Source organism: Thiocystis violacea, assembly GCF_016583565.1.
Classification (GTDB): Bacteria; Pseudomonadota; Gammaproteobacteria; order Chromatiales; family Chromatiaceae; genus Thiorhodococcus; species Thiorhodococcus violaceus_A.
Genome location: NZ_NRRF01000028.1, coordinates 41,352 through 65,082, shown reverse-complemented (window position 1 = coordinate 65,082; position 23,731 = coordinate 41,352). Strand labels below are relative to the sequence as shown.

Below are 23,731 nucleotides of genomic sequence, written 5' to 3'. Positions count from 1 at the left end.
TGCGTGTGCGCGTCGATCAGTGCTGCGAACGGATGGGCCATCGGTTTTCTCCCCTTGAAAAAGGCGGGGAGCCTTTCCAGCCCGGCTCGCGAGCCGCCGAGTGTCACGGACTCGGATGGCGGTGTTCAGCCATCTTCTAAGAAAGACAGTCGGAAGCGTCAATGACGCTGCCGAAAACCGATCACATGGGGCTATCTGCAGCGAAAAAATACTCATCGGCAGGCATCATGCCTGCGGAATGTGCGACACAAGGAGGCGGTGCCCGGCCTCGGCCAGCAGGCAGCGTCCCGGCGGGGGTGCCTAACGGCATTGATGGTGAGCTCATCGATCAGCTCCAGGCTCGCAGCAAGCAGGTGCTGCTGGGTGCAAGCGGCGCACCCTTCGCAGAGGCGGTCACGCATGGGCCGGACATCATCAAGCGCAACATCGACGCGCTGGTCGAGCTGGTCGATCGGCCGCCGTAAGGTCCGGCCGAGGTATTGGACGCGGCGATGTCGCTGATCGACTCGGGTACCCGGCTGGTGGCCGTGTCAGCGTCGCGACAGGATGAAGGCGTTACATCCCCTGCCTTCCGAGCCGATGGCGTGATGAACTGTGAAAGGGTCGATGAAAAATTGACGATGAGCCCTACAGAATCACGCGCAAGAGGCCGTTAACCCTGGAGAGCGTCGAGCGTCGGCCATCTTCTCGAATCTCTGCTGTCCTCCTCGTCTCTCTGATCGAGAGACTTTTCGACCCGGCCCCCGCCGGGTCTTTTTTCATCGGTAGGCCGTCACAATTCCTGCGGGCCAATTTTCAGTGTTCAGCTGCGCAAGCACTCGACCTTGTCGTAGATCTCGCTGAGCGGCAACGTGCAGGCAATACTCGGCAGGGCCACCTCATCCGTCAGCGCGGCGTACTCGGTCAGGATCCACCGGCCCGCCTCGCCGCGCTCATAGAGTTCCACCCGCGCGCGGTCCTGCGACACCAGCAGATACTCGCGCAGGCTCGGGATCTGGCGAGACAGGGCAAACTTGTCGCCCCGGTCGTATGCCTCGGTGGACGGCGAGAGCACCTCGACGATCAGGCTCGGGTTGAGCAGCACATCCCGGCGACCATCGGAAAACTCCGGCGGACCGCAGTAGGCCAGGAGGTCCGGGTACTTGCCCGCGTCGGCGGCCCGGATGACCACCTTCATATCGTTCGCATAGACCTGACAGGGCTTGCCCTTCATCTGAGTGCTGAGCTCACGACCAATGTTCATCACGATGGTGTTGTGGTCCGCGCTGGCTCCCGTCATGGCGAAGACCTCGCCGTGGACATACTCGCAACGCGCTTCGAGGGCATTGCGCTCCTGCTCGATCCATTCATCGAGGCTCAAGCTGGGTTTAGGCTGGAGTGACATGGCTCAGGTCCGTCGGCTTGGGATGTCGAAGAGTATAGCCCCGCGCCGGAACAAACCTGACGGCTCATGGCCTGCTGCGCTAGCATGAGCATGCTGGAGCTCAATCCCATCCGCATGATGGCCAAGCCGGACGGGTGGCTGATCCCGGTCGCCTGCGACTTCAAGTGCACCTTCGACACGGATGACCCGGCTTGGCAGCGGCTGAATCTGCCGGCCAGCCTGGGGTCCGGCAGCTATTCGGCCTTCGAGCTGGAGGTCAACGAGCTGCGCACCTATCAGGGCCAGTCAGACGTCTTCGTCATCAACGACCAGGGCAGTATCACGGCCATGACCTTCGGCGGCGGCGCCAACGCGCTGGTGACCGAGCTGCTCGGTGAGGCGGCTACCATCTCCTCGGACTTCGGCGGCAATTCGCCCTACGAGAAGATGTACGACATCAGCCGCATCGTCTACAAACACTGGCTGGCGCAAACCACTGTGCTCTTCATGATCCGCGGCAAGGCCAACAACACGGACATCTACACCACATTCCGCGCCATGGCGGATGCCCTGCGCGACGACTTCAACCAGAACGGACCCCGACCGCTGTTCGTGGTCCTCGGTCGCGGCGGGCCGAACCTCATCCGCGGCATGGCCTATCTGAAGGACGCGCGCGACATCGACGATTGGATACGGCACGGGGGACGCGAGGAGATCGCGCGGCATCTGGGCATCACGGCGACAGCGGTCGAAGGCCCATGTCGGCTTCCTCAGCCACACGGGGTTCGCGCACGGCGGCAACGGCTTCGAGGCGATGCAGTTCCTGATGGAGCGCTTCGGCGGGCTGGAGCTGGCCGATCCCGGCGACCCCAATCACGGCTTGGACCTGGTGCGCATTGCGGCCGATTAGGCGCTGGAGTACAAGGCGTACAAAGCCCGCGCCAAGGCGGTCGGGAATCTCTCCTACGCCATGCTCCCCGGCATCAACCACCCGGTCTTCAAGGGGCAGGAGGTCAACCTGGACCCGCGCGAGGTCTATGTGCGTGAGCTATTCGCGTCGCGCGGCAGCTACAACGTCTTCCACGACGTCTACCACGAGCTGGTTCACGCCCTGGCGAGCTATGGCGTGAGCGCCAACCTCTACTGCGTCGACATCGACGCCTTCCTCTACGGCCGTCTGGGCGGCGAGGCCGTCGAGATCGAGGATCACCTCACGCGCGGGCGTAACATGGACACCCGAACCCCGGCGAGCCGCTGTCGCTACAGGGCGTGAGATGCTTGCCGGCGGCGAGGTGCGGGGCGGCTGGGCCGCATGGTCTCTGGCCGATGCGCGATATCAACGGGAGGAACCCTTCTTCCCAACAACCACAGAGGATAGCGGCCATGAACGACGAGGCGATCATCGCGGCGACGCGGCAATGGATCGAAAAGGCGGTGATCGGGCTGAACCTCTGCCCCTTCGCGAAGGCGATCTACGTCAAGGACCAGGTGCGCTTTGTGGTCAGTCATGCGCGACATCTGGACGGTCTGCTCGAGGATCTCGATCGAGAGTTGGAGCTGATTGGCAGCACCGACCAGGACGCGATCGAGACGACACTGCTGATCCACCCCGAGCTGCTGCCCGACTTTCTGGATTTCAACGACTTCGTGCAACTGGCAGAATCGGCCGTGGGAGAGCACGACCTGGACGGTGTCATTCAGATCGCGAGCTTTCATCCCAGATTCCAGTTCGAGGGAACGGAACCCGACGACATCAGCAACTTCAGCAACCGGGCACCGTTTCCAACGCTGCACTTGCTGCGCGAGGAGAGTATCGACCGCGCGGTAGAGGCGTTCCCCGACGCCGAGTCGGTCTACGAACGCAATATTGAAACCCTGGGCGCGCTCGGGCACGAGGGATGGCGGGCCTTGTGGCGCGAGCCCTAAACATGCTTTCAACGCACGACCTGCCTTCGGCACAACACCGGATCCGCCCCCCGCACCTCGATCACAAGGCCGATCGAGCAGACCTGTCGGCGGGATCGATGGGAGCGGCATCCCGTCGCACCGAGGGCGGCGCTCCCACGTCGGCGCGCCAGAACCATGAACGCGGCAGCATGACTCGGCGGTCGATTGATCGTCATTACGGCTCCACCGGAGTCGATCTCACTGAAAGGATACGATGAAAGTTCCAAAACGTCTTGAGCCACTGATGCATGACGGTCTTGTCGACGAAGTGATTCGTTCACTCAAGAGCGGCAAAGAGGCCGCCGTCTATGTCGTGCGATCCGAAGGCGTCATTCGCTGCGCGAAAGTCTATAAAGATGCGAACAAACGCGGCTTTCATAGCCAGACGCTCTATCGCGAAGGCCGTCAGGTACGCAATAGCCGACAGGCCCGAGCGATGGAAAAAGGCTCGCGCTTCGGGCGCCAAGCCCAGGAAGACGTCTGGCAGAATACCGAGGTCGACGCGCTCTATCGCCTGGCGGCGGCGGGCGTACGTGTTCCGCAACCCTATCATTTCCTCGACGGCGTGCTGCTCATGGAACTGATCACGGATGAGGACGGCGATGCCGCGCCGCGACTGAACGATGTGGAATTGAGCAGCGAACAAGCCCTTGAGTACCACGGCGTATTGATTGCGAATGTCGTCAAGATGCTCTGCGGGGGACTCGTCCATGGCGACCTTTCCGAATTCAATGTACTCGTCGATGCGCATGGTCCGGTCATTATCGATCTGCCGCAGGCGATCGATGCGGCGGCGAACAACAATGCCGCGCGCATGCTGGCACGCGATGTCAGCAATCTAGCCGACTATTTCGGTCGTTTCGCACCCGAGCTGCTGAGCACCAGCTACGACCAGGAAATCTGGTACCTCTATGAAAGCGGCACCCTGACGCCTGACGTCAAGCTCACGGGCCATTTCAAGGGCCGGAATCAAGAGGTCGATCTCGAAAGCATCCTGAGAGAGATCGATGACGCACGCAGTGAAGCGATACGGCGCCAGCAGGGACGAGAAGACGAATAGCCAGGCATTGGACTCAACGAGATGCGGCGGCGGACCCTCACTGCTGTTGCGCGACCGATCGATCGCCATCTAAAGACCGCGAACAGGGAATCGTGGCGTGAATTCGGCCACGTCGATCACCCAAGGTCGAGGGCGGACAAAGGCGATGGCTCTCCCGGATCCAACGCGGTGCGGTCCACCAACCAGGGCGCGGGGCTGAGCAGCGGTCGCACCCTGTCAGCCGCTATACTTCCACGCCAAGTGCTCTTACGATCCATGTTCATGTCGCCCGAGGAGCCCCCCTATGAGATTGCCCCGTCCGATTGCCGCTCTTGGGCTGCTCATCCTCTTGGCGAGCGCATGGCCCCTCGCCGCCGCGCCCGTGGATGTGGTCCTGGCACTCGACCACTCGCTGAGCATGTATAAGAACGACCCAGCGCGCGACAGCCTCAAGGGCGCCGAGCTGTTCAGCACCCTGCTGGGATCGGATGATCGTCTGGCCGTCATGACCTTTGCGCAGAATGCTCGGGTGCTGCTGCCGCTACGACCCTTGTCCGACGCGAAGACCCTGAGCCAAATCGCCTCGATCATCGACAAGATCGAAATGAATGGCACTCAGACCAACTTCGAAGTCGCCTTGAAAACGGCCTATCAGACCTATTCCGACCCAGCGTCGATCCCGGCGAGCCGCTTCCTCGTGCTCTTTTCCGACGGCCAGATGAACCTCGGTGACAATGAGGCGACAGAAGCCGGGCGCGCCGCGCTCATCGAGGATCTACTGCCAAGGTTTCAGGCGTCTGGCATCCGCATCTACGGGGTTGCCTTCTCGCCCGACGCCGATTTGGATCTGCTGAGTCTTCTCAGCGAGTCCACGGGCGGCTTGACGATTCGGGCAGACACCCCGGACGACATCTATGAGGCCTTCGTGGGTCTGTTCGAGCAGGCGGACCGGCCATTGATGCTGCCGGTGAGCAACGGCTCCGTGGAGATCGATGCGGATGTCCAGACGCTACGCTTGCTGGTGAAGCGGGAGGCTGGCGACGCGGGGATACAGCTGACGGATCCAAACGCTCAGCCGCTGAGCGCGGGTGATCGGCGACCGGGCATCGATTGGAAAAGCATGGCGCATTACGACCAGATCACGATCCAAGACCCGCAGCCGGGAGTATGGAAGATCAGTGGTCAGACGCAGGATCAGAATGCTTATATCGAGAGCGATCTCAATCTGTTGATCAAGGTGCCGGTCCTCGCCGTGGTTGGCGAGCCCATGGAGGTCACCGCTCAACTGACCAATCAAGGGTCACCGCTCGCGCCGAGTGCCCTTCAAGGCATCGAACTCAGCGCCACGGTCCATGACGAGGCGGGAGGTGTCGTCGAAACGCTCGCGCTCCACCCAAGCGCCGACGCACGGAACGGAGGGCGGGCGGTGGGCCAGTTCAGCATCGACAAGGCGGGGACATTCCACGTCGAGGTCAGCGCGCGCGGCCAGGGATTTCAGCGCAAAAAGGTGTCTCTGATCAACGTGGTCACGCGCCTGCATCCACTGTCGAGCCCCCCGGTCGTGGCGACCGACGACATGACTTCCGCGCCAGCCAGGGTCACCGAGGCCAAGGCCCGCCAGCGGGCAATGAAGATCATCGTGATAGCCAACCTTGCCTTGTTGGCCCTGCTCGGAATCGGCGTCGGCGTCTGGTGGTGGCGCGGAAGCCACGCCAAGCCGGACGTTTTTGACGATGTCGATTGAGCCTCGCATTCGATTGAGCATCCCATTATGACGTCTTCTCACTATGTGTGGATCTTTGGCCTGGCCGAGGCTTTGGCCGTGGTCCTCATCGCGGCAATCGTCTTTGGCGTGAAATGGCTGCGTCTGCGCCGAGAGCGCAAGCGCGCGAGCGCGCGAATCGCCGCCTTGATCGCCGCGGAGATCGCGGAGACCAAGACAGGCCGCGGCTGCCGAGCGGCGCTCAGGGATGCCCATCTCGCCTTTCTGACAGCGCTGTCGCTGCCGTTTCGCAAGGATCGAGTCGGTGACGAGGACGTCTGGGAATGGGTTCTGGACACCTTCGCCCGAAACGTCCAGCAGCTTGAGCAGATCACGGACGACCGCTCCGCAACCGGCCGGAAGCCGCTATCTGGAGGGGCCGATCCACGCGAAATCCGGCGAGCGAGGTTCGATCATGCGCACCCGCCGGCCGAGCCGATCCCCGACCTCGAGATCGAATCACTGCTTGCGGGTTTGCGGAACCGGCTCTTTGAACGCGATGCAGACGGGAAGGCTGCAGAGGGGATAAAGATCAAATACGCGCAACTGGAGCGCGCCCATGAGGATCTCAAAGCCAGGCTCGAAAGCAACGCAAAGCTAGACCCCACCGGAGAACTCCGCGAAGAACTCGACGAGGCCAGGCGCTACAGTCTGGAATTCATGCAGACGGCCGCCAGGTCGAAGCGGAATTTCAACATCCTGAGCCAAGAGCACGAGGTGCTCGAAGAGCACGTCGAGCAACTGAGTTGGGTCCTCGAGCACAATCGGCACTCGGCGCACCACCTCCTCGTCGAGCGCGACAGCCTGGCGGAGGAGAACAAGCAGTTGACTGTGCGACTCGAGATGAAGGACAGGCACATCGAGCAGCTGAATCGGAATTACACCATTTTGCGCCGGGAATACAACCAGCTCTATGGGGTGACTCAGTAACCGGCTATCCGGTTTCGCCGCCCGTGTTCTCGCTCGACGAGCGTTGATGCTCGCGATGGAGGATGAGTGCGTCCGCGAGCGCTTCTCGAGTGATCTTGCCCTGTCCGACCAGGACTTCGCCGAGACGAATGCGCTGATCATCGAGAAGCTTCACGGCGGCCGTGCAGGCCTGCTCGCTCAACACGCCCACCGCTCGCAGCGCCTCCTCGAACGCCACCATGTGCTCCCATTGATAGGCGTGCACCCGCCCGAAGTCCTCGACCGAGAGCATTCCCCGCTCGATCAACACGAAGCAGAGCGTGGCATTCAAGTCCTTTTGCACCGCACTGGCGCGGGCGACATCGGCGTCGGTCAACAACCCCTGGATGACCAAGAAGCGGCCGAAGAGAATGGGGATATCCAAGAAGTCCATCATGGCGTCTCTGAAAAGCGGCCTCTGAGGCGGTTGTTCCCGACATTCTAGACGCTTTGCGCCTGCCGTTTGGGAAGAGCGACGAACAGAAGACGCCCGCTCGTCTTGCCATCACGTTCGCAAGGGCTGCGCGTGCATCACTTCCGGCCGCAGCCGATCGGGAGAGGCGCGGGACAAATCCGCGACGAATGACTAATCTCTACCAAGCAGGTCGGAGATTCTACGATCCTCGATCTGCGATGCATCCACACAGCAGCAGAACGAGGAGATCGAGGAGATGAGTCAGACAGTCGATGAGGTTCTCGCGGCGAACGCGCACTATGCGGCCGATTTCGGAGAAAAAAGTCAGCTGCCGATGCCGCCGGGCCGGCAGTTCGCCATATTGACCTGTATGGATGCGCGCCTGGATCCGGCGAAATACGCTGGCCTTGCGGAGGGCGACGCCCACGTCATCCGCAACGCTGGGGGCCGCGCCAGCGACGACGCCATCCGCTCGCTGGTGATCTCGCACAAGCTGCTGGGCACGCGCGAGTGGTTCGTCGTCCATCATACGGACTGCGGCATGGAGACCTTCACCAATGAGATCATGGCCGGCCTGCTCGACAGCAGTCTGGAGACGGCCTCCATCGACGCGCGTGGCTGGCACGACACGGGCAAGGGTCCTGGCTCACCGGAAGGCCGCTACATCAACTGGCTGACGATCAGCGACAACGCGGCCAGCGTGGTGGAGGACGTGAAGCGCATCAAGGCCCACCCGCTGGTTCCGGGCGACATTCCGGTCTACGGCTACATCTATGACTGCAAGACAGGGCAATTGGTCGAGGTCCCGGAGGCGACCGCGGCCGGCCTGGCCGACTGATGCCCAACCATCGAGCGTCGCAGCCTTCGCCATCACCGGCCGACCAAGTTGGAGAGCGCCGGTGATGGAGAAGTGACGACAACCCGCTTCGTTAAGTTGTGTCACTCACCCCTGCGCGCTGTCTCCGCGCCTTCCTCTCAGAGCAGATCCGTCTTTGCGGCCATGATGAAGTCGTTGCGGTGCAGACCGCGGATCTTGTGCGACCACCAGGTGACGATGACGCTGCCCCACTCCGTCACCAGCTTGGGGTGATGCCCCTCGGCCTCGGCGATCTCTCCAACCTTGTTGGTGAAGGCCAGCGCCTGCACGAAATCCGGGAAGTCGAAACGTTTCTCCAGCTGCATGACCCCCTCCCGGACCTCGATCGACCAGTCCGGAATGTCTGCGATCAGGGTCTTCAGTTCCTCGTCCGACACCTTAGGCGCGTCGGCACGGCACGCTTCGCAGGTCTCTCGCGTCAGTTCGCTCATGGTCTGTCTCCTCGAGATTCGGTTTCGGTCAGATTCGGTTTCGGTCAGCGCGCCAACGACAACAGCGCATCCAGATCCAGGCAAGCCTCGCAGTGGTCGGCGAGATCGTCCAGGGCGGCCTCGATCCGCGCCTCGAAGTCGATCCGCGCGGCCTGAGCACCGACTTGCCGAAGCCAATGCGCACGGAAGTCGTCCGCGCCAAAGATGCCGTGCAGATAACCGCCCATGACCCGGCCCTCCGCCGAGATGGCGCCTTCGGGACGGAGGCCGCCCGCGCTGTCCTGGAGCAGCATCCAGGGGCGCTCCAGGCCAGCGCCGGTGGTGCGGCCCATATGCATCTCGTAACCGCTGATGCGGCAACCGCTGCGCTGCTCCAGTCCATCGATCTCGATGAGCCGCTTGTCGGCACCGATCTCGGTTTCGATGTCGAGCAGACCAAGTCCGGGCGTCTCGCCCGGCGCGCCTTCGATGCCTTGTGGATCACGCACCACGCGTCCGAGCATCTGGTAGCCCGCGCAGAGTCCCACCACACGCCCGCCGCGGCGCACATGCGCCTTGATGTCGATGTCCCAGCCCTCGCGCCGCAGGACCTCGAGATCCGATCGCGTCGCCTTGGAGCCCGGCAGAATCACCACATCGGTCTCCGCGGGGATCGCCTGACCCGGATTGATCCAGCGCAGATTGACGCTGGGCTCGGCGGCCAAGGGGTCCATGTCGTCGAAATTGGCGACACGCGACAGGCGCGGAATGGCAACGTTGAGCGTGCCCCCGGTGGTCTCGGCGGGACGCTCCAGGGCCAGCGAGTCCTCCGCCGGCAAGCGGCCCGCCCCCTCGAACCAACGGACCATGCCGACGAAGGGCCAGCCCGTATGCGCGGTGATGGTCTCGCAGGCGGGCTCGAACAGCGAGAAGTCGCCGCGGAACTTGTTGACGATATAGCCGACGACCCGGTCCCGATCGGCCTGATCGAGCAGCAGCCAGGTGCCGACCAGCGAGGCCATAGTGCCACCCTTGTCCAGATCGCCGACGACCACGACCGGCACCCCGGCACGCTCGGCAAAGTGCATGTTGGTGATGTCGCAGTCGCGCAGATAGACCTCGGCGCCGCTGCCGGCACCCTCCACCAGCACCAGATCCGCCTCGGCACAGAGGCGCTCGAAGCTGTCGAGCACAGCCGGCATCAAACCCTGACGCATCTCGTGATAGACGCGCGCCGGGCAGTTGCCGAGTGAGCGTCCCCGCAGGACGACCTGCGAGCCGACGTTGGTCTGCGGCTTGAGCAGCACGGGGTTCATGTGGATCGAAGGCCGCACGCCGCAGGCTCGGGCCTGCAGGGCCTGGGCACGCCCGATCTCGCCGCGCGGCTGCTCGCCGTCCGGTCCGGGGGCGGCATCCGTATCGATGGTGACGGCCGCATTGTTGCTCATGTTCTGCGCCTTGAACGGGCGCACCACGAGCCCGCGTCGTGTGAAGGCCCGGCAGAGACCGGCGACCAACAGGCTCTTGCCGACGTCGGAGGCCGTGCCCTGAATCATGAGCGCGCGTGCGCGGCGAGGGCCGCTGTCTTTCAGCGGCGGCAAGTCGATCTTGATGGTGGGTGCGGAATCGGACATAGGTGGAGAGAGAGTTCTCAGTTGTCAGGGACGCAGGTGGACCGCGCTGCGCTTGCTCGCGGGTCATGGTGTCAGGAGGAAAAGGACCTTTCAGAACGGACGCGGGGTCTGCACCCAAGGGATGCAGACCCCGCGTCCTAGCGGACGGCCCCGAACGCATCGGGGCCGCTGGGGTGGATCAGGCGTTCTCGTACTGCTTCACCTGCTCCTCGGTCATCTGCTCGGTGCCGCCACCGCACGCCTTGGGACCACCGCACGCCTGCGGTGCCGCACCCACGGCGCTGACCGCCGGGCGCTTGGCCGGCGGGGCCTTCTTCCAGGCGTTGTGATCCGGCTCGACGATCTTCGACCTGTCCTTGTCGTAGTCGAACTTGATGAACTTCTTGAACAGCGGACCCCAGTAATTCTGCTTGCCCAGCTGATAGAAGCGACGCTCCATGGCGCTCTTGAGGAACGCCTTGATGCAGCCCATGAGGTAGCGACGGCGGAAGGGATCCTTGACCCAGGGATACTGGAAGAACATCCGCTTCATGTAGAAGCGCCGATAGTTGGCCATGACGCCGTCAAGCAGCTCGGCGCGATCGATCTTGTCCGGCTTCATGATCGGCGAGACGAAGTTGTACTTCGAATAGTCGAAGACCTCGACCTTGTCGCCCATCTCGGCAAACATGTCGGAGAAGGGCCAGGGGGTGTACATCGACCAGTTGGCCATGTCCGCGCCCCAGTCCATGACCATCTGATAGGTCTCTTCCAGCGTCTCGCGGGTCTCGTTCTCGAGGCCGACGATGAACTGCGCCTCGGTGACGATGCCGTTCTGCTGCAGGAGCTGGATGGCGCGCTTGTTCTGCTCGATCGTGGTCTCTTTGACGAAGCGGTCGAGGTTGAGCTGAGCGGCGGCCTCGGTGCCGAGCGAGATGTGCACCAAGCCAGCCTTGCGGTAGAAGGGCAGCAGGTCCTCGTCGCGCATGACATCCGTCACGCGGGTGTTGATGCCCCAATGGATACCGAGGTCGCGGTCGATCAGTTCCTGACAGAACTCGACGAACTTCGCCTTGTTGATCTGCGGCTCTTCGTCGGCAAGGATGAAGAAGCCGACGCCGTGGACCTTCACCAGCTCCTCGATCTCATCGACCATGCGCTTGGGATCGCGCACGCGGTAGTCGCGCCAGAACTTCCATTGCGAGCAGAAGCTACAGGTGAAGGGGCAGCCACGCGCCATGTTGGGCGTCGCGACCGGCACGCCGAGCGGAATATAGATGTACTTCTTCCACTCCAGGATGCTCCAGTCCGGCCAGATTGAGTCGACATCCTTGATGGATGGCTCGGCCGGCGTGGCGACGACCTGACTGTTCTCGTCCAGATAGGCGATGCCGTTGATCTTCTCGCGCTCGGCCGGCCAGCGACCCTCGTCGATGGCGCGCACCAGGTTCAGGGTGACGGCCTCGCCCTCGCCGCGCACGATGACGTCAATCCAGGGCGCCTCGCCCAGCACCTGCTGGAACATGAAGGTGCCGTGAATGCCGCCGAGCACGGTCATGGCATTCGGGCATTCCTCCTTGGCGATCTGCAACACGCGCTGCGCGGTGTAGATCATCGGCGTCATCGCCGTGGTCGCGACGATGTCGGCCTTCGCATCGCGGATCGCGACGCGCAGCTGATCTTCATCCAGTTTGTCCACCAGGGCGTCGACGAAGTGGTAGTCCTCGTAGCCGCCGGACTTCAGGTAACCGGCAATATAGGCAACCCAGGCCGGCGACCAGTTGCCGGCGATGTCGGCGGCGCCCGCGCTGTAGTTTGGGTGGACAAAAAGGATTCGCATTGTCAGCTCCGGGGGTTTCAAGAACGGTCGGGCATGGACGCCTTTGCGTGAGGGCGGCACCGTTGGGCCACAAGAGGATGCGTCAGTCCTGCCGGCTCAAGCAACCCTAAAATAAGTAGGGTGATTCGGCTCGCCCTGAGCTGGACGGACCGAAATTGACTCAAGTCGTCAATAGTACCAACGACTGGGTAGAATCTCCACGTTGATGGTCACCTCCGAACCCCTACCCCGCCCGAACGGCGGCTGCGGTTCTCTCGAGGCCAAATCGCCTTCTCACGCAGCGCGGACACGACACTGACCGCCGTCGTCCCGCACAACCATTTCGAGCAACCATGAAGACGCTGTACCTGATCGGCATGGGTCCGGGCGGACCCGAATACCTCACCATCCAAGCCATCGAAACGCTCAAGCGAACCGACGTCTTCTTCATGCTGGAGAAGGAAGGCCGCGGCAAGGAAGAGCTCTTACAGATGCGCCGAGACATCCTTACCCATTATCTCGGGGATACCGGTTATCGGGTGGTGATCGCCACCAGCCCAGCACGGCGCATGGAGGCCGACGGCTACAAGGAAGGAGTCAAGGTCTGGCACGACGAGAAGCGCACCCTGTTCGAGCGGCTCGTCAGAGACGAACTGGAAGACGGGCAATCCGGCGCCCTCCTCCTCTGGGGCGATCCGGCCATCTACGACCAGACCCTCAGCCTGGTCGCCGACGTGGCGGCGGCTTCCCAGGGCACGCTCGTGTTCGAGATCATTCCCGGCATCACCTCCGTCCAAATGCTGACCGCCAGGCACAAGATCCCGATGAACCGTGTCGGCGAGAGCATCACCATCACGACCGGCCGACACGCCGAAACCTGCGACCCGACCGAGATCGACAACGCGATCGTCATGCTCGACTACAACGCGTCTTTTCAGCGCTTCAAGGATCAGAACATGGACGTCTACTGGGCCGGCTACCTGGGATGCCCCGACGAGGTTCTGATCTCAGGGCCGGTCGACGAGGTGACGGACGAGCTGCTGCGGACCAAGCAGGCGGTGCGCGACCGCAAGGGGTGGCTGATGGACATCTACCTACTGAGGCGCCGACAGGACGGGAACGGCTGAGAACCGCTCGCGCATGCCGCCCCGGGGAGCGAACGGCCGGCGTCACATCACCCCAGACAGCCATCCCACCAGAACCCGATCGAGAATGACCGAGGAAGGCCCATGGACTACGACCACATCCTAGCGGCACTGAACCAGGCAAGTCTGTTCGAGCTGTACCGCCTCAGCGCCGCTATCAGCAACCAGCTCGACGATCCGGCGCGCATCCGCGCGGTCAAACAGGCACTGCGCGTGGGTCAAACCCTGTCGTGGTTCGACAACGTCGAGAACCGCCTGGTCGAGGCTCGGCTCGTGCAGATCAACCGCACCCGCGCGCTCGTGCAGAACATCGCCGACGGCAAGCGCTGGTCGATCCCCTTCTACCAGATCAACCTGGAGGGCAAGGACGCCGAAATCGGCGCGACCAAGCGCCGCGGGCTGGACCGCAACAGCGTCAAGGTCGGCGACCGGGTCGCCTTCCGGGACCGCAACGGCCTCGACCGCTTCGGCGAGGTGGTTAAGCTGAATCAGAAGACCGCGGCCGTCCTGGTCGGCGCGACCCGCTGGCGCGTCGGCTATGGTTTGCTGTCGCACGTCATCGACGGCAACCTCGGCGACGACACGCTCGCCCTGCCCGGCACCTGGACACGAATCACCGACGACGCCGAGGAGGATACCGACCCCCGTTCCGACCAGGGAGCGGACGAGGCGCCGCTGTGACAGGCCAGGGGACGGACGGCGCCGGGCCGTCCGTTTCGACCCGATCGGGCCAGACCGAGCCGCCTTGCCCCTACCGCCATCGCGACGCTCGCCTCCATTGGCCGAATGACACTTGGCCCGGTTGATGCGTTGCGCCAATCACAGGCAACGCCAACCATCGAGAGAGGACCGCGCCATGGGTGATGACTTCGACATCGACTTCAAGCTGCTCCCCCCGAAACTCCAGATGCAGCTTTGGGTACTCGCGCTTGACGCCAACACCAGCAACGTCAACCTCGCCTACCGCTCTGGCACCTTCCGCACCAACCTGGCCTACCACTACGGCGGCAATCTCGAGGCCGGCATGAGCGTCCGGCGCCTCACGCTCAAGGCCGGCGTCAATCCCGGCAACGGCGACATCAGCACCGGCCTGGTGTTTCGCGGCTTCCGCTTCGGGACCTCGGCGAGCGTCGCCAAGCGATCGGCCGGGTTCAGTTTCGGCTACGGCAACCAACTTCTGCCGTTCCCCGCCGAGCTCGCAGACACCTTCAACTCCGCGGCCGTGGGGCTGCAGAGCATGACGCACGACATCCGTTCGGCGCCGGACAACCCGCTCGCCTGGTACAAGCTGCACAGCGACGACGTCGGCACCATCGGCAACGCCGTCAAGCTCGGGCAGCGCATCGCCGCACAGGGCGGTGCCGCGAATCGTTTCGGCGTCGGACTCCGCCTCAACTACAACCCGGCAACGAAGCTCACCATCTACGGCGGCGCACAGTGGCGCTTTTGATCCTGTTGCCAGCACGCATCGTGGCCGTGAGCTGTGAAATTGAGCCTTGTGCTGGGTATGCCGGCTCAGACTCCAGCCCCAAGAAAAAGCCCGCCACGGCGGGTTGAGTGCAAACGGTCATTCGATTGAAGTCGGCCTCGACCTTGGTGCGGAAATGCGCAGGCGAGTGATGCGGACCTGCCAGGGTTTTGCCCTGCCGTCTGTCAGCTTGCGGATAGATGCCATCGAACCGGCCCCCAGAGGCCGGTCCGCTAGAATTGGACGGCGCCATTGCCGAACCTCTGCAACAGGCTTGTGGGCTCGGAACAGCACCACACGAGACACGCTCAGCGCAGTTTTTTGAAAGGGTTGGCTCAGATTCGAGCTTGAGCAAGCAGGCGAGGGCCTCGATCATCCTCCGGACCAGTCGTCTTCGGTAGGGTGGACAAGCGCAGCGCAGTCCACCAACAACGGCGCGGGATTCGGTGGACTTCGCTCGCGCTCGTCCACCCTACCGGCCCAACTGATGACCGAGACCAAGGCGAAAGAAGGGCGTTTTTCGTAATCGCTTGATTCAATTGGCGGAGAGGGAGGGATTCGAACCCCCGGACCCTTGCGAGTCAACGGTTTTCAAGACCGCCGCTTTCGACCGCTCAGCCACCTCTCCAATCGAGCCGGCGATCAGGTTGGGCTCGCGAGCCCGGCGATCGCCGTCGAGCATCGAATGATAGCTCATGACGCGCCTTTACCCAACACCCGCCAAGCTTGCATGGAAATGCCGCTCGGGTATCCTTTGGAACTTGAAGATCCGACAGCGAGTCATATACTCGGTAACGATGAAAAATCACCCACTTACGAAAGGAGTGAACAAAACACATGGCTAATCCTGGCTTTACCGTCGCTCAAGCGACTCAGTCCGCGATCTCGACGAACAAGGTGTTGAAGAACACCTATATGCTGCTGGCGGCAACCCTGGGATTCAGTGCCCTGACGGCGATGCTTTCGCTTGCGCTGGCCGCTCCGCCGTGGACCTACATGGCCTCGGTCATCGTCGCCATGCTGCTCGGCATCTTCGTGCTGCCGCGCACGGCCAACTCGTCCGCCGGCATCGGCGTGCTCTTCTTGATCACCGGTCTGCTCGGCTTCGGGCTGGGCGCGATCCTGAGCCTCTACCTCGCCCTGCCGCACGGTCCTCAAACCGTCGGGCTGGCCTTTGGCGGAACCGCCGCCATCTTCCTCGGCCTGTCGGGCTACGCACTGACCAGCAAGCGTGATTTCAGCTTCATGGGCGGCTTCATCTTCGCTGGCATGATGGTCGTGATCTTCGCGGTCGTCGCCAACATCTTCCTGCAGATGCCTGCGCTGTCGCTGGCCATTTCGTCCGCCATCATCCTGCTGATGAGCGGCTTCATCCTCTTCGATACCAGCCGGATCGCTCGCGGTGAGGAAACCAACTACATCATGGCGACCTACGGCATTTACTTGAGCATCTTCAACATCTTCATCAGCCTGTTGCAGCTGCTGGGTATCTTGGGCGACGACTGACCGTCCGCCCGCGGTTCGCCGCCTTCTGAGTGAAGACCCCGGCCTCGCGCCGGGGTTTTTGTTTGTTGAGCATTGATTCAAAAGGAGAACATCATGGAGCTGTTCCTGAAGATCGCCGCCGCTGCGGTGCTGGTCCTCATGCTCTTCTATCTATGGCCCACCTATAAGCAGTGGCAGGAACATGGACCCAAGGCCCAGAAGGGCGACTGGCAAGCCGCTATCCTTCCATTGGGGGCCGTCGTCCTCTTCGTGATCGTCTTGATCATGGCGGTTCGCTAGCCTTCCATTCGTGTCTGCACCAGGGAGCGCGTCTCGGGGCATGTGAGCCGGATTGCGGCGACTGTGAGGCCAGCGGGCGCATCCCGTCACTGTCGGGAGACTGAGATGCTGAGCGAGATTCACGCTTTCCTGATCGATTTGGACGGGGTGCTCTATCAAGAAAACCAGCCGATTCCGGGATCGCGGGAGGCGATCATGTGGATTCGCGCCCGCGGGATCCCGCACCTCTTCGTGACCAATACGACCTCCCAGCCACGCCGATCCCTGGTCGAGAAGCTCGCGCGCATGGGTATCGAGGTCACAGCCGACGAAATCCTCACGCCGTCCGTCGCCGCGGTCGAGTGGCTCCGAACGCACGCGGCCGGCCCGGTCGGACTCTTTGTTCAAGACGCGACCAAGGAGGATTTCGCCGATCTGGTCATGGTGCCGCCAGACGCCGCGACCGCCGTCTCGGCGATCGTGGTCGGCGATTACGGTGAGCACTGGTCGTTCCAGGCGCTCAACCAAGCCTTTCGCTGGCTGATGGGCGATCCTGCGCCGCAACTCGTCGCCCTCGGCATGACGCGGTATTGGCGCGCAACGGATGGCCTGAGGCTCGATACCGGCCCCTTCGTGGCGGCGCTGGAGTACGCGACAGGGCTGAAGGCCATGGTCGTCGGCAAGCCGGCACGCTGCTTCTTCGAGGTTGCCCTCGCCCGGGTCGGGGCGACGCCGCAAACCGCCTGCATGGTGGGAGACGACGTCGTGAGCGACATCGGCGGGGCTCAGGCGCTGGGGATCAATGGCCTGCTCGTGAAGACCGGTAAGTTCCGACCGAGCGACCTGGATCACAGCCCGCTCCCAATGGTGATACTCCCCTCGCTCGGGGATCTGCCGAAGTGGTGGGAAGACCATCACCGAGACCGGTGAGCCGGCGCTCGGCGCTGGTGCCTATTGTCTGACGAGCCAGGTTTGTCAGGTCCATAGAGTGTTGCTGATGCGATGAGTTCACCTGTGCCAGGCTTTGGATTCAAGATCGTCGATCGTCTCGAGTCGCAGATCGCACCGATCATCAATAATTACGACCTGGTCCTTGCCGCACTCGGCGATCTCAGGGCCGAACGCTCGCCAGGCTGAGACTCAATCCAAGCGCCCGCCCTCGCGATGCGCATAGGGCGGCTCGCTCTGGAGCCGCGCATCCTCGAGGGGCGCACCCAGGGTGAAGTGATAGAGCGACTGCCAACGGGTGTCCTCGATGCCCAGGAGATGATGGACCGCGTCATCGAAGAAGCAGCCGATCCCTGTGCCACGCAGCCCCGCGGCCTCGGCTTCCAGATAGAGCACCTGCCCCAGCAATCCGCACTCCCAGAAGAGTTCCCGATAGCACCAAGCCCCCTCTTCCAGGGCCGCGTCGAATTCAGCCAGCATGGCGACCGCGAAGCAGCCATCCCCGGCGATGTCCTGATGACAAGCGAGCGCGCGCGCCGCCTCGCGGGCGTCCCCCTCGACCAGGCGATAGAGCCCCAGGTGCGTCGGCACCCCCTCGACCAGCGCCCACGACCAGTCGGGCCGAAGGCTCTCGCGCAGACTGCCGAGACTGTCGGGCGCCCGCACCAGCGCATAGAGACCGGGCGGGACAGCCTCGACCCGATGCACGAAGAGCAGGAGATTCACGCGCGGAGACCGACCCCAGGCGTCCAACGGCGGCACGCCGGGCCTGGGCAGGAGCGCATCCAGCATCGCCACCCAGGCATCGAACGGCATGCTGGTGCAGCCATCGAAGGCCACCGCGCTGCGTCTCTGCCGGATCAGGGCCGCCGCTCCCTGCTCGCAGACCCGCGGAATCACGCTCGGCAGCGGTGTCTCGGCGACTGACGCGACGCCCTGCTCCGCGTCACGCTCGCACGCCTGGCAGACCAGCTCGATGCCATGCCAGCTCAGGTGTCCCGGGCTGAGACGGTTGGCCGTTCCGCTGAAGGACCAAGGCCGACGCCTCAGCGCCTCGACGACCTCACGGCTCGGTCGCTCAGGCCCCACCCAGAGGGCCAGATCAGGCGCCTCTCGCTCGTCCGGATCGAAATCCGGGGCGCGGTCGACGCCGAGGATGCGCGCCAAGGTCGCATCGGACCAGCCAAGTCGCTCCACCCGCCAGCCCAGGACAGCGGCGGCATAGGCAACCGCCGCCAAGGCGTGCCCGACGTCGTGCTGACAGTAGCGATAGGCGCGCAGCCCGTATTTCCAGGCCTCACGCCAATGGACGCTCGTCAAGGCGAGGATCACGCCACCCGGCGCCTCAGCCTGGGCGAACAGGGTGATGTCTTGGGCACGCTGCTCCAGACAATGATCGTGGCTCTGATAGTGATAGACGCCGCCCACGAGACCAGGACAGCCGCCGCTGACCAGATACGCCTCCGTCGGATGCAGATTGCCGCTCGAAGGGTTGCAGCGCAGTGCCCAGCGCGCGTCACCGTAAGACTTCCAGGCGGACAGGCCGAGCGAGCGCTCGAGCAGCAGACCCAGGTGATCGATATCCAGGGGTGCGGCGGGCGGACGCTCGCCCGCCCGGACAGCCGAGAAGGGCAGATCGCCGCCATCCGCGAGGAGCGGCAGCATCAGGCGCGGCACGCCCGCGAAGGATCGGAACGGGTTGGGTTGCGTCGCCCAATCCAGACCGCCCGGCCCGGGCGCGTAGCGTTCGGGACGGTGTTTGCTGTCGAAATGATAGGCGTAGACCTGTCTGAGCTTCTCGTTCGTCATCGGCGCTTACCTGTTCGCGTTGGCGCATTCGCGGTGGTGCATTCTGGCCGCTGAGGAGAATGTCGGTGCGCGCGCGCGCGAATTCGACGTGCAGGTTCTGCGCGTCACGCGCGCCGGGGCGCACTCGCTCCGCAAGGAGCCGCTTGTGCCGTCGCGGCGAATCGGTGACACTCGATCCCATGCTCCCCGTGATCCACACCTATCAGGACCGCCACATGGCCAGCCGCGCGATGCGCTGGCTGCGCCGATACCGCGTGCCTGATTGACACGAGACGACCCCAGGCGTCTCGTCAGACCCCACAGGCCGCGGCATTCCAGCCGCGGTCTTTTTCGTTGTTGGACCAGCAAAGCGGAGGTATCGCGTGTCCGTTCCGGCGGCATTCATGGGTGTCGTGCTCATCTGGGCGACCACACCATTGGCGATCAAGTGGAGCAGCGAGCCGGCGGGCTTTCTGTTCGGTGTCACCTCGCGCATGGTGCTGGGCGTCTTCATCTGCCTGGTGCTGGTCGCCCTCATGAGTCGGCGCATGCGCTGGCACCGCAGAGCGCTGCAGACCTATTGCGCCGCCGGATTGGGCATCTGGGGCGCCATGAGCAGCACCTACTGGGCCTCCCAGTTCATCCCTTCCGGCCTCATGTCAGTGCTCTTCGGGTTCACCCCGGTCGCGACGGCGCTCATGGCGGCGGTTTGGCTCGGCGAGCGCGCCGTGACGCCAGGGCGGCTGCTCGGCATCGGGCTGGGTATCGCTGGGCTGGGGCTGATCTTCAGCCAGAGCCTGGCCCTTGGCCATGGCGCCGTGCTTGGTGTTGGCGGCATCCTCGCCGCGGTCCTCATCCATTCGGGCAGCGCGGTCTGGATCAAGCGGATCGGGGCGCGCTTGCATCCGCTGGAGACGACGACCGGTGCGCTGCTGATCGCCGTGCCCCTGTTCTTGCTGAGCTGGGGATTGCTCGACGCCACGATCCCCGCGACGCTCACGCCGCGGGCTGCCTGGTCGATCCTCTATCTGGCCCTATTCGGCTCGGCAATCGGGTTCATCCTCTACTACCACGTCCTCCATCACATCCAGGCCAGCCGGGTCGCGCTCATCACGCTGATCACGCCTGTCCTGGCGCTCTTCCTGGGCCAAGCCGCCAACGGCGAAGTGCTCAGCCCCAGGGTCTGGATCGGCAGCGCCATCATCCTCGCCGGACTGGCCTGCTTCGAATGGGCCGACCGCTGGCAGCGACGCCTGAGCGCCGCCTAAGATCCGAGCAGCGCGATCGAGGGCGTGCACTCCGGGTCGCTCGCCCTCATCATCGAAGGATGTGATGCCGCCGCCAGCGCCCTCGGGCCAAGTGCTCCCGCTCACCCAGCAACAGGTCTGATCAGGATGCCGCCGTCCGACGAACGCCGATTCCACTGTCTCGCCGACGCACGCGCGCGACTCGCGCGAAGCGCCCTCGTCAACGCCGTCATGGGCTTGCTGCTGCTGACGCTGCTCGCGCACCTGCTCGCCGGCTGGATGGGACTCGGCGGTTGGGCCGCCCTCAAGTCGGCCGCAGTTTACGCGGTCGTCCTGGGCTGGCTGTCTCGCCAGCTGCCTGGGCATTTGCCCCATCCGCGACTCTTCCCCGCGAACCAGGTCACCCTCCTGCGCCTCGGATTGACAGCACTCCTCGCGGGCTGGATCGGCGAGCCGCTCGACCTCGACAGCTGGCGACCGGCACTGGTGGCGGCACTGATCCTGGTGCTCGATGGGCTCGACGGCTGGCTGGCGCGTCGCGGCGGCTGGGCCAGCGCCTTCGGCGCGCGCTTCGACATGGAGACCGATGCCCTGCTGGTCCTCGTGTTGGCGGCCTTGATCTTTAGCCAGGACAAGGCCGGGCACTGGATCCTGCTGATCGGTCTCGCGCGCTATCTCTTTCTCGCCTCGGCCCGGATCTGGCCTTGGCTGAACCGGCCGCTTCCGCCGAGTCGTCGACGTCAAACCTTCTGCGTCCTGATCGTGCTCACGCTCTTGCTGACCCTCACCCCGCCGATTCAGCCACCCGCAAGCATGGGATTGGCGGCCTTGGGCCTGGTTTTCGTCGGCTACTCGTTCGCCGTGGATCTCTGGTGGCTATGGAGACAAGGCCCCGAGAGGGCTCAGCCGCGCCGGCGTTCGCCCAAACCAGCCCCCATCCGCGGCGATCAGGCGTCCGATGGAACGCAAGCCTGACCGCATGACGTTCAAGAGGCTGACAACCGATGCCGACTGATCCGAAAGCCCGACGCTGGCGTCTCTGGCTCGCCCTCGGCGTCTCGCTCTACGGGCTGAACCTGCTCTTGAGCTTCTACAACGTCTGGCCGACGCCCTGGATCACGACGCGCCACCATCTCTCGATCGAGATCCTGGGGCTGGTGCTACTCATGGCCCTGTTCACCGAATGGGGCCGGCCGCCCTCGCGGCGCATGCTGGGTCTGCTGACCCTGGCGCTCCTCTGCATGACCCTCGGGCGCTATGCGGAGGTCACGGCCCCGGCCCTCTATGGACGGCGCATCAATCTCTACTGGGACGCCCCGCACCTCCCCGGGGTGGCCGCCATGCTCATCCAAGCGGCCAGCGGGCGGCAGTTGTTGCTCGCCGCCGCATCCCTTGCGCTGGGGCTCTTGGGGGCGTTCTTCGGGATTCGCTGGATGCTCGCCCGCACGACTGACGCCCTTACCCTTGTAGCCCCGCGCCGAATTCTAATCGGCGCCTGCCTCCTCTTGGTGCTCCTCTTCGTCGCCGGGCGGATGCACAAGGAGCTTGGCGTGCGCACATGGTTCTCGCGACCGGTCACCCAGACCTACGTGGAGCAACTGCGCTTCATCGGCGAGGCCATGCGCGCGGACACCGATCAGGCGCTCGATGCCCCGCCGCTCCCCGCGTCGCGCTTCCGCCAGATCGCCGGCGCCGATGTCCTCTTGATCTTCCTGGAGTCCTACGGGTCCACGACCCTGGATCGGCCCGAATACGCCCGCGCCCTCGAGGCGAGCCGGCGCAGACTCGCCGCGGCGATCGCGGGCACGCGGCGCGAGGTCGTTTCGGCACGCGTGCGCTCGCCGACCTTCGGCAGCGGCTCCTGGTTAGCGCACATGAGCCTCCTGTCCGGCATCGAGGTCGGTGACAGCGGCCGCTACAACCTGCTGCTGACCCGTGATCGCGACACCCTGGTGCACCGTTTCGCCGCCGCGGACTACCGAGTGCTGGGGCTGATGCCGGGCCTGCGCATGGCCTGGCCGGAGGGGCGCTTCTACGCCTATGACAAGATCTATGACGCCACCGGACTGGACTACCGGGGACCCGCGTTCGGCTGGTGGCGCATCCCCGACCAATACGCACTCGCGCGGCTCGACCAGCAAGAGCTGTCCGTCAAGCCGCGGCCGCCCGTCTTCGTCGTCTTCCCGACGATCACCAGTCACGCCCCATTCCGGCCCGTCGCGCCCTATCAGCCCGACTGGCAGGCGATTCTCGGCCCGAAACCCTTCGATCCAAGCCGTGTCGATCATGCGTTGAACCGCAAACCAAGCTGGACGAACCTGGGCGCCAGCTACGTCGAGGCGGTTGGCTATGCCTTTGAGGTGCTCGCAGGTTTCCTGGAGCACCACCCCAAGGACAACCTGGTTCTCATCATCCTCGGAGATCACCAACCCGCCTCCAGCGTCAGCGGCGAGAACGCAACCTGGGATGTCCCGATCCACGTCATTGCGAGCCAAGCGAGTCTGCTACAGCGCCTTCGGGCGGCGGGATTCGTCCCCGGCCTGGTGCCGGAAACCTCTGTCATCGGGAAGATGAGCGAACTGGCGCCCGTACTCCTGAAGGCGTTCGATTGACCGCTCCCAGGTCACCCCTCGACCGACCTGGCCCGGGATGGGCTCGGCAGCCCGCGCACCCTGCTCGCATTGATTCCGCCCCGCGCCGCGAACCAGTGTCCGAGTCGAGCACGCACGCACAACCCGCTTGACGCGACGCCCTGAGCCGGAACCGCAGGTGATCTGCAACCGGCACGCTCCGTCACAGCGCCCCGTCTAGATCCGTTGCTCGGACGGTCCCACTGGTTCCAGGACGTGTCCGGCCTGGCATCTGCCGCGCGATGCCTGCACTGGTGGTGTCGGCGATCTTCACACCGCGGACAAGTCAGCAGGAAGCCCAGATGCCTGATGGCGATCCGGACTCAAGCATCGAACTCACCATGTACACGAAATACCAAGCTGCAAGCACCCGAGCCTGACAGAAGCATCCAGACAAAGAACTGATAGCGCCGTGTAAATTCGCCTATTTGCAATGATTTACTCCTGAAACTACTCACGGACTCATGGACACGAAACGACGCATATCATCGAGATCAAAGCGGATTACGACGGACTGCGGTTCTGTCATGACGTTCGATCAACTAAAA

General features: G+C 63.8%; 24 protein-coding genes and 1 tRNA gene. 18 read left to right on the top strand and 7 right to left on the bottom strand.

Annotated elements, in window-relative coordinates:
- Positions 1-161 precede the first annotated feature (161 nt).
- Positions 162-464: a hypothetical protein gene (locus CKO23_RS12935; RefSeq protein WP_200331786.1), complete on the top strand. Its 303-nt coding sequence runs from the start codon at positions 162-164 to the stop codon at positions 462-464.
- A gap of 338 nt (positions 465-802) precedes the next feature.
- On the opposite strand, the gene CKO23_RS12930 is transcribed toward CKO23_RS12935, so the two are convergent.
- Positions 803-1,384 (bottom strand): Uma2 family endonuclease, encoded by a 582-nt coding sequence (locus CKO23_RS12930; protein WP_200331784.1) that lies wholly within the window; start codon positions 1,382-1,384, stop codon positions 803-805.
- 84 nt (positions 1,385-1,468) lie between these two features.
- On the opposite strand from CKO23_RS12930, the gene CKO23_RS12925 reads away from it, so the two are divergent.
- The 6 genes from CKO23_RS12925 to CKO23_RS12900 all read left to right on the top strand — a co-directional run bounded on the left by CKO23_RS12925 (position 1,469) and on the right by CKO23_RS12900 (position 7,041).
- A complete protein-coding gene (locus tag CKO23_RS12925; protein ID WP_242482415.1) occupies positions 1,469-2,410 on the top strand; it encodes an ATP citrate lyase citrate-binding domain-containing protein in 942 nt (313 codons plus the stop codon).
- On the top strand, positions 2,403-2,636 hold the full coding sequence (locus tag CKO23_RS25660) for a hypothetical protein (RefSeq protein WP_242482414.1): 234 nt from the start codon (positions 2,403-2,405) through the stop codon (positions 2,634-2,636). Before CKO23_RS12925 ends, CKO23_RS25660 begins: the two co-directional genes overlap by 8 nt.
- Before the next feature lie 53 nt (positions 2,637-2,689).
- Positions 2,690-3,289, top strand: a complete 600-nt coding sequence (locus CKO23_RS12915) for a DUF1415 domain-containing protein (protein ID WP_242482413.1) — start codon at positions 2,690-2,692, stop codon at positions 3,287-3,289.
- A 235-nt stretch (positions 3,290-3,524) separates the two neighbouring features.
- Entirely contained in the window at positions 3,525-4,370 is an 846-nt protein-coding gene (locus tag CKO23_RS12910) for a PA4780 family RIO1-like protein kinase (RefSeq protein WP_200331782.1), read from the top strand.
- A 283-nt stretch (positions 4,371-4,653) separates the two neighbouring features.
- Positions 4,654-6,093 (top strand): VWA domain-containing protein, encoded by a 1,440-nt coding sequence (locus CKO23_RS12905; protein ID WP_200331780.1) that lies wholly within the window; start codon positions 4,654-4,656, stop codon positions 6,091-6,093.
- A gap of 27 nt (positions 6,094-6,120) precedes the next feature.
- Entirely contained in the window at positions 6,121-7,041 is a 921-nt protein-coding gene (locus CKO23_RS12900; RefSeq protein ID WP_200331778.1) for a hypothetical protein, read from the top strand.
- 4 nt (positions 7,042-7,045) lie between these two features.
- On the opposite strand, the gene CKO23_RS12895 is transcribed toward CKO23_RS12900, so the two are convergent.
- A complete protein-coding gene (locus CKO23_RS12895; protein WP_200331776.1) occupies positions 7,046-7,456 on the bottom strand; it encodes a hypothetical protein in 411 nt (136 codons plus the stop codon).
- Between the two features lie 274 nt (positions 7,457-7,730).
- Here CKO23_RS12895 and CKO23_RS12890 point away from each other — a divergent pair, with 274 nt between their 5' ends.
- Positions 7,731-8,312 carry a beta-class carbonic anhydrase gene (locus tag CKO23_RS12890; protein WP_200331774.1) on the top strand — a complete coding sequence of 194 codons (582 nt, stop codon included), beginning with the start codon at positions 7,731-7,733 and terminating at the stop codon, positions 8,310-8,312.
- Positions 8,313-8,449: 137 nt separating this feature from the next.
- On the opposite strand, the gene CKO23_RS12885 is transcribed toward CKO23_RS12890, so the two are convergent.
- The 3 genes from CKO23_RS12885 to bchE all read right to left on the bottom strand — a co-directional run bounded on the left by CKO23_RS12885 (position 8,450) and on the right by bchE (position 12,214).
- Positions 8,450-8,782, bottom strand: coding sequence for a 4a-hydroxytetrahydrobiopterin dehydratase (locus CKO23_RS12885; protein WP_200331772.1), 333 nt, complete (start codon positions 8,780-8,782; stop codon positions 8,450-8,452).
- A gap of 44 nt (positions 8,783-8,826) precedes the next feature.
- Positions 8,827-10,395 carry a cobyric acid synthase gene (locus CKO23_RS12880; RefSeq protein WP_200331770.1) on the bottom strand — a complete coding sequence of 523 codons (1,569 nt, stop codon included), beginning with the start codon at positions 10,393-10,395 and terminating at the stop codon, positions 8,827-8,829.
- Positions 10,396-10,573: 178 nt separating this feature from the next.
- Positions 10,574-12,214 (bottom strand): magnesium-protoporphyrin IX monomethyl ester anaerobic oxidative cyclase, encoded by a 1,641-nt coding sequence (gene bchE, locus CKO23_RS12875; RefSeq protein WP_200331768.1) that lies wholly within the window; start codon positions 12,212-12,214, stop codon positions 10,574-10,576.
- 332 nt (positions 12,215-12,546) lie between these two features.
- On the opposite strand from bchE, the gene cobF reads away from it, so the two are divergent.
- The 3 genes from cobF to CKO23_RS12860 all read left to right on the top strand — a co-directional run bounded on the left by cobF (position 12,547) and on the right by CKO23_RS12860 (position 14,788).
- Positions 12,547-13,320, top strand: coding sequence for a precorrin-6A synthase (deacetylating) (gene cobF, locus CKO23_RS12870; RefSeq protein ID WP_200331766.1), 774 nt, complete (start codon positions 12,547-12,549; stop codon positions 13,318-13,320).
- Positions 13,321-13,422: 102 nt separating this feature from the next.
- Entirely contained in the window at positions 13,423-14,019 is a 597-nt protein-coding gene (locus CKO23_RS12865; protein ID WP_200331764.1) for a hypothetical protein, read from the top strand.
- 175 nt (positions 14,020-14,194) lie between these two features.
- Positions 14,195-14,788, top strand: coding sequence for a hypothetical protein (locus CKO23_RS12860; RefSeq protein WP_200331762.1), 594 nt, complete (start codon positions 14,195-14,197; stop codon positions 14,786-14,788).
- Positions 14,789-15,346: 558 nt separating this feature from the next.
- On the opposite strand, the gene CKO23_RS12855 is transcribed toward CKO23_RS12860, so the two are convergent.
- Positions 15,347-15,434, bottom strand: a tRNA-Ser gene (locus tag CKO23_RS12855).
- Positions 15,435-15,643: 209 nt separating this feature from the next.
- Here CKO23_RS12855 and CKO23_RS12850 point away from each other — a divergent pair.
- The 4 genes from CKO23_RS12850 to CKO23_RS26385 all read left to right on the top strand — a co-directional run bounded on the left by CKO23_RS12850 (position 15,644) and on the right by CKO23_RS26385 (position 17,707).
- A complete protein-coding gene (locus CKO23_RS12850) occupies positions 15,644-16,312 on the top strand; it encodes a Bax inhibitor-1/YccA family protein (protein WP_200331760.1) in 669 nt (222 codons plus the stop codon).
- 93 nt (positions 16,313-16,405) lie between these two features.
- The gene (locus CKO23_RS12845; RefSeq protein WP_200331758.1) at positions 16,406-16,591 is read left to right on the top strand and encodes a hypothetical protein; all 186 of its coding nucleotides are present in this window, start codon (positions 16,406-16,408) and stop codon (positions 16,589-16,591) included.
- A 105-nt stretch (positions 16,592-16,696) separates the two neighbouring features.
- Positions 16,697-17,500, top strand: coding sequence for a TIGR01458 family HAD-type hydrolase (locus CKO23_RS12840; protein WP_200331756.1), 804 nt, complete (start codon positions 16,697-16,699; stop codon positions 17,498-17,500).
- Between the two features lie 84 nt (positions 17,501-17,584).
- Positions 17,585-17,707, top strand: coding sequence for a hypothetical protein (locus CKO23_RS26385; RefSeq protein ID WP_274600216.1), 123 nt, complete (start codon positions 17,585-17,587; stop codon positions 17,705-17,707).
- Between the two features lie 3 nt (positions 17,708-17,710).
- Here CKO23_RS26385 and CKO23_RS12835 read toward each other — a convergent pair whose 3' ends face one another.
- Positions 17,711-19,327, bottom strand: coding sequence for a SagB/ThcOx family dehydrogenase (locus CKO23_RS12835; RefSeq protein WP_200331754.1), 1,617 nt, complete (start codon positions 19,325-19,327; stop codon positions 17,711-17,713).
- Positions 19,328-19,689: 362 nt separating this feature from the next.
- Here CKO23_RS12835 and CKO23_RS12830 point away from each other — a divergent pair, with 362 nt between their 5' ends.
- From CKO23_RS12830 to CKO23_RS12820, 3 genes are all read left to right on the top strand, one after another.
- On the top strand, positions 19,690-20,574 hold the full coding sequence (locus tag CKO23_RS12830; protein ID WP_200331752.1) for an EamA family transporter: 885 nt from the start codon (positions 19,690-19,692) through the stop codon (positions 20,572-20,574).
- A gap of 126 nt (positions 20,575-20,700) precedes the next feature.
- On the top strand, positions 20,701-21,528 hold the full coding sequence (locus tag CKO23_RS12825) for a CDP-alcohol phosphatidyltransferase family protein (RefSeq protein WP_200331750.1): 828 nt from the start codon (positions 20,701-20,703) through the stop codon (positions 21,526-21,528).
- Between the two features lie 29 nt (positions 21,529-21,557).
- Positions 21,558-23,165, top strand: a complete 1,608-nt coding sequence (locus CKO23_RS12820; protein WP_200331748.1) for a hypothetical protein — start codon at positions 21,558-21,560, stop codon at positions 23,163-23,165.
- The last annotated feature ends 566 nt before the right edge of the window (positions 23,166-23,731 follow it).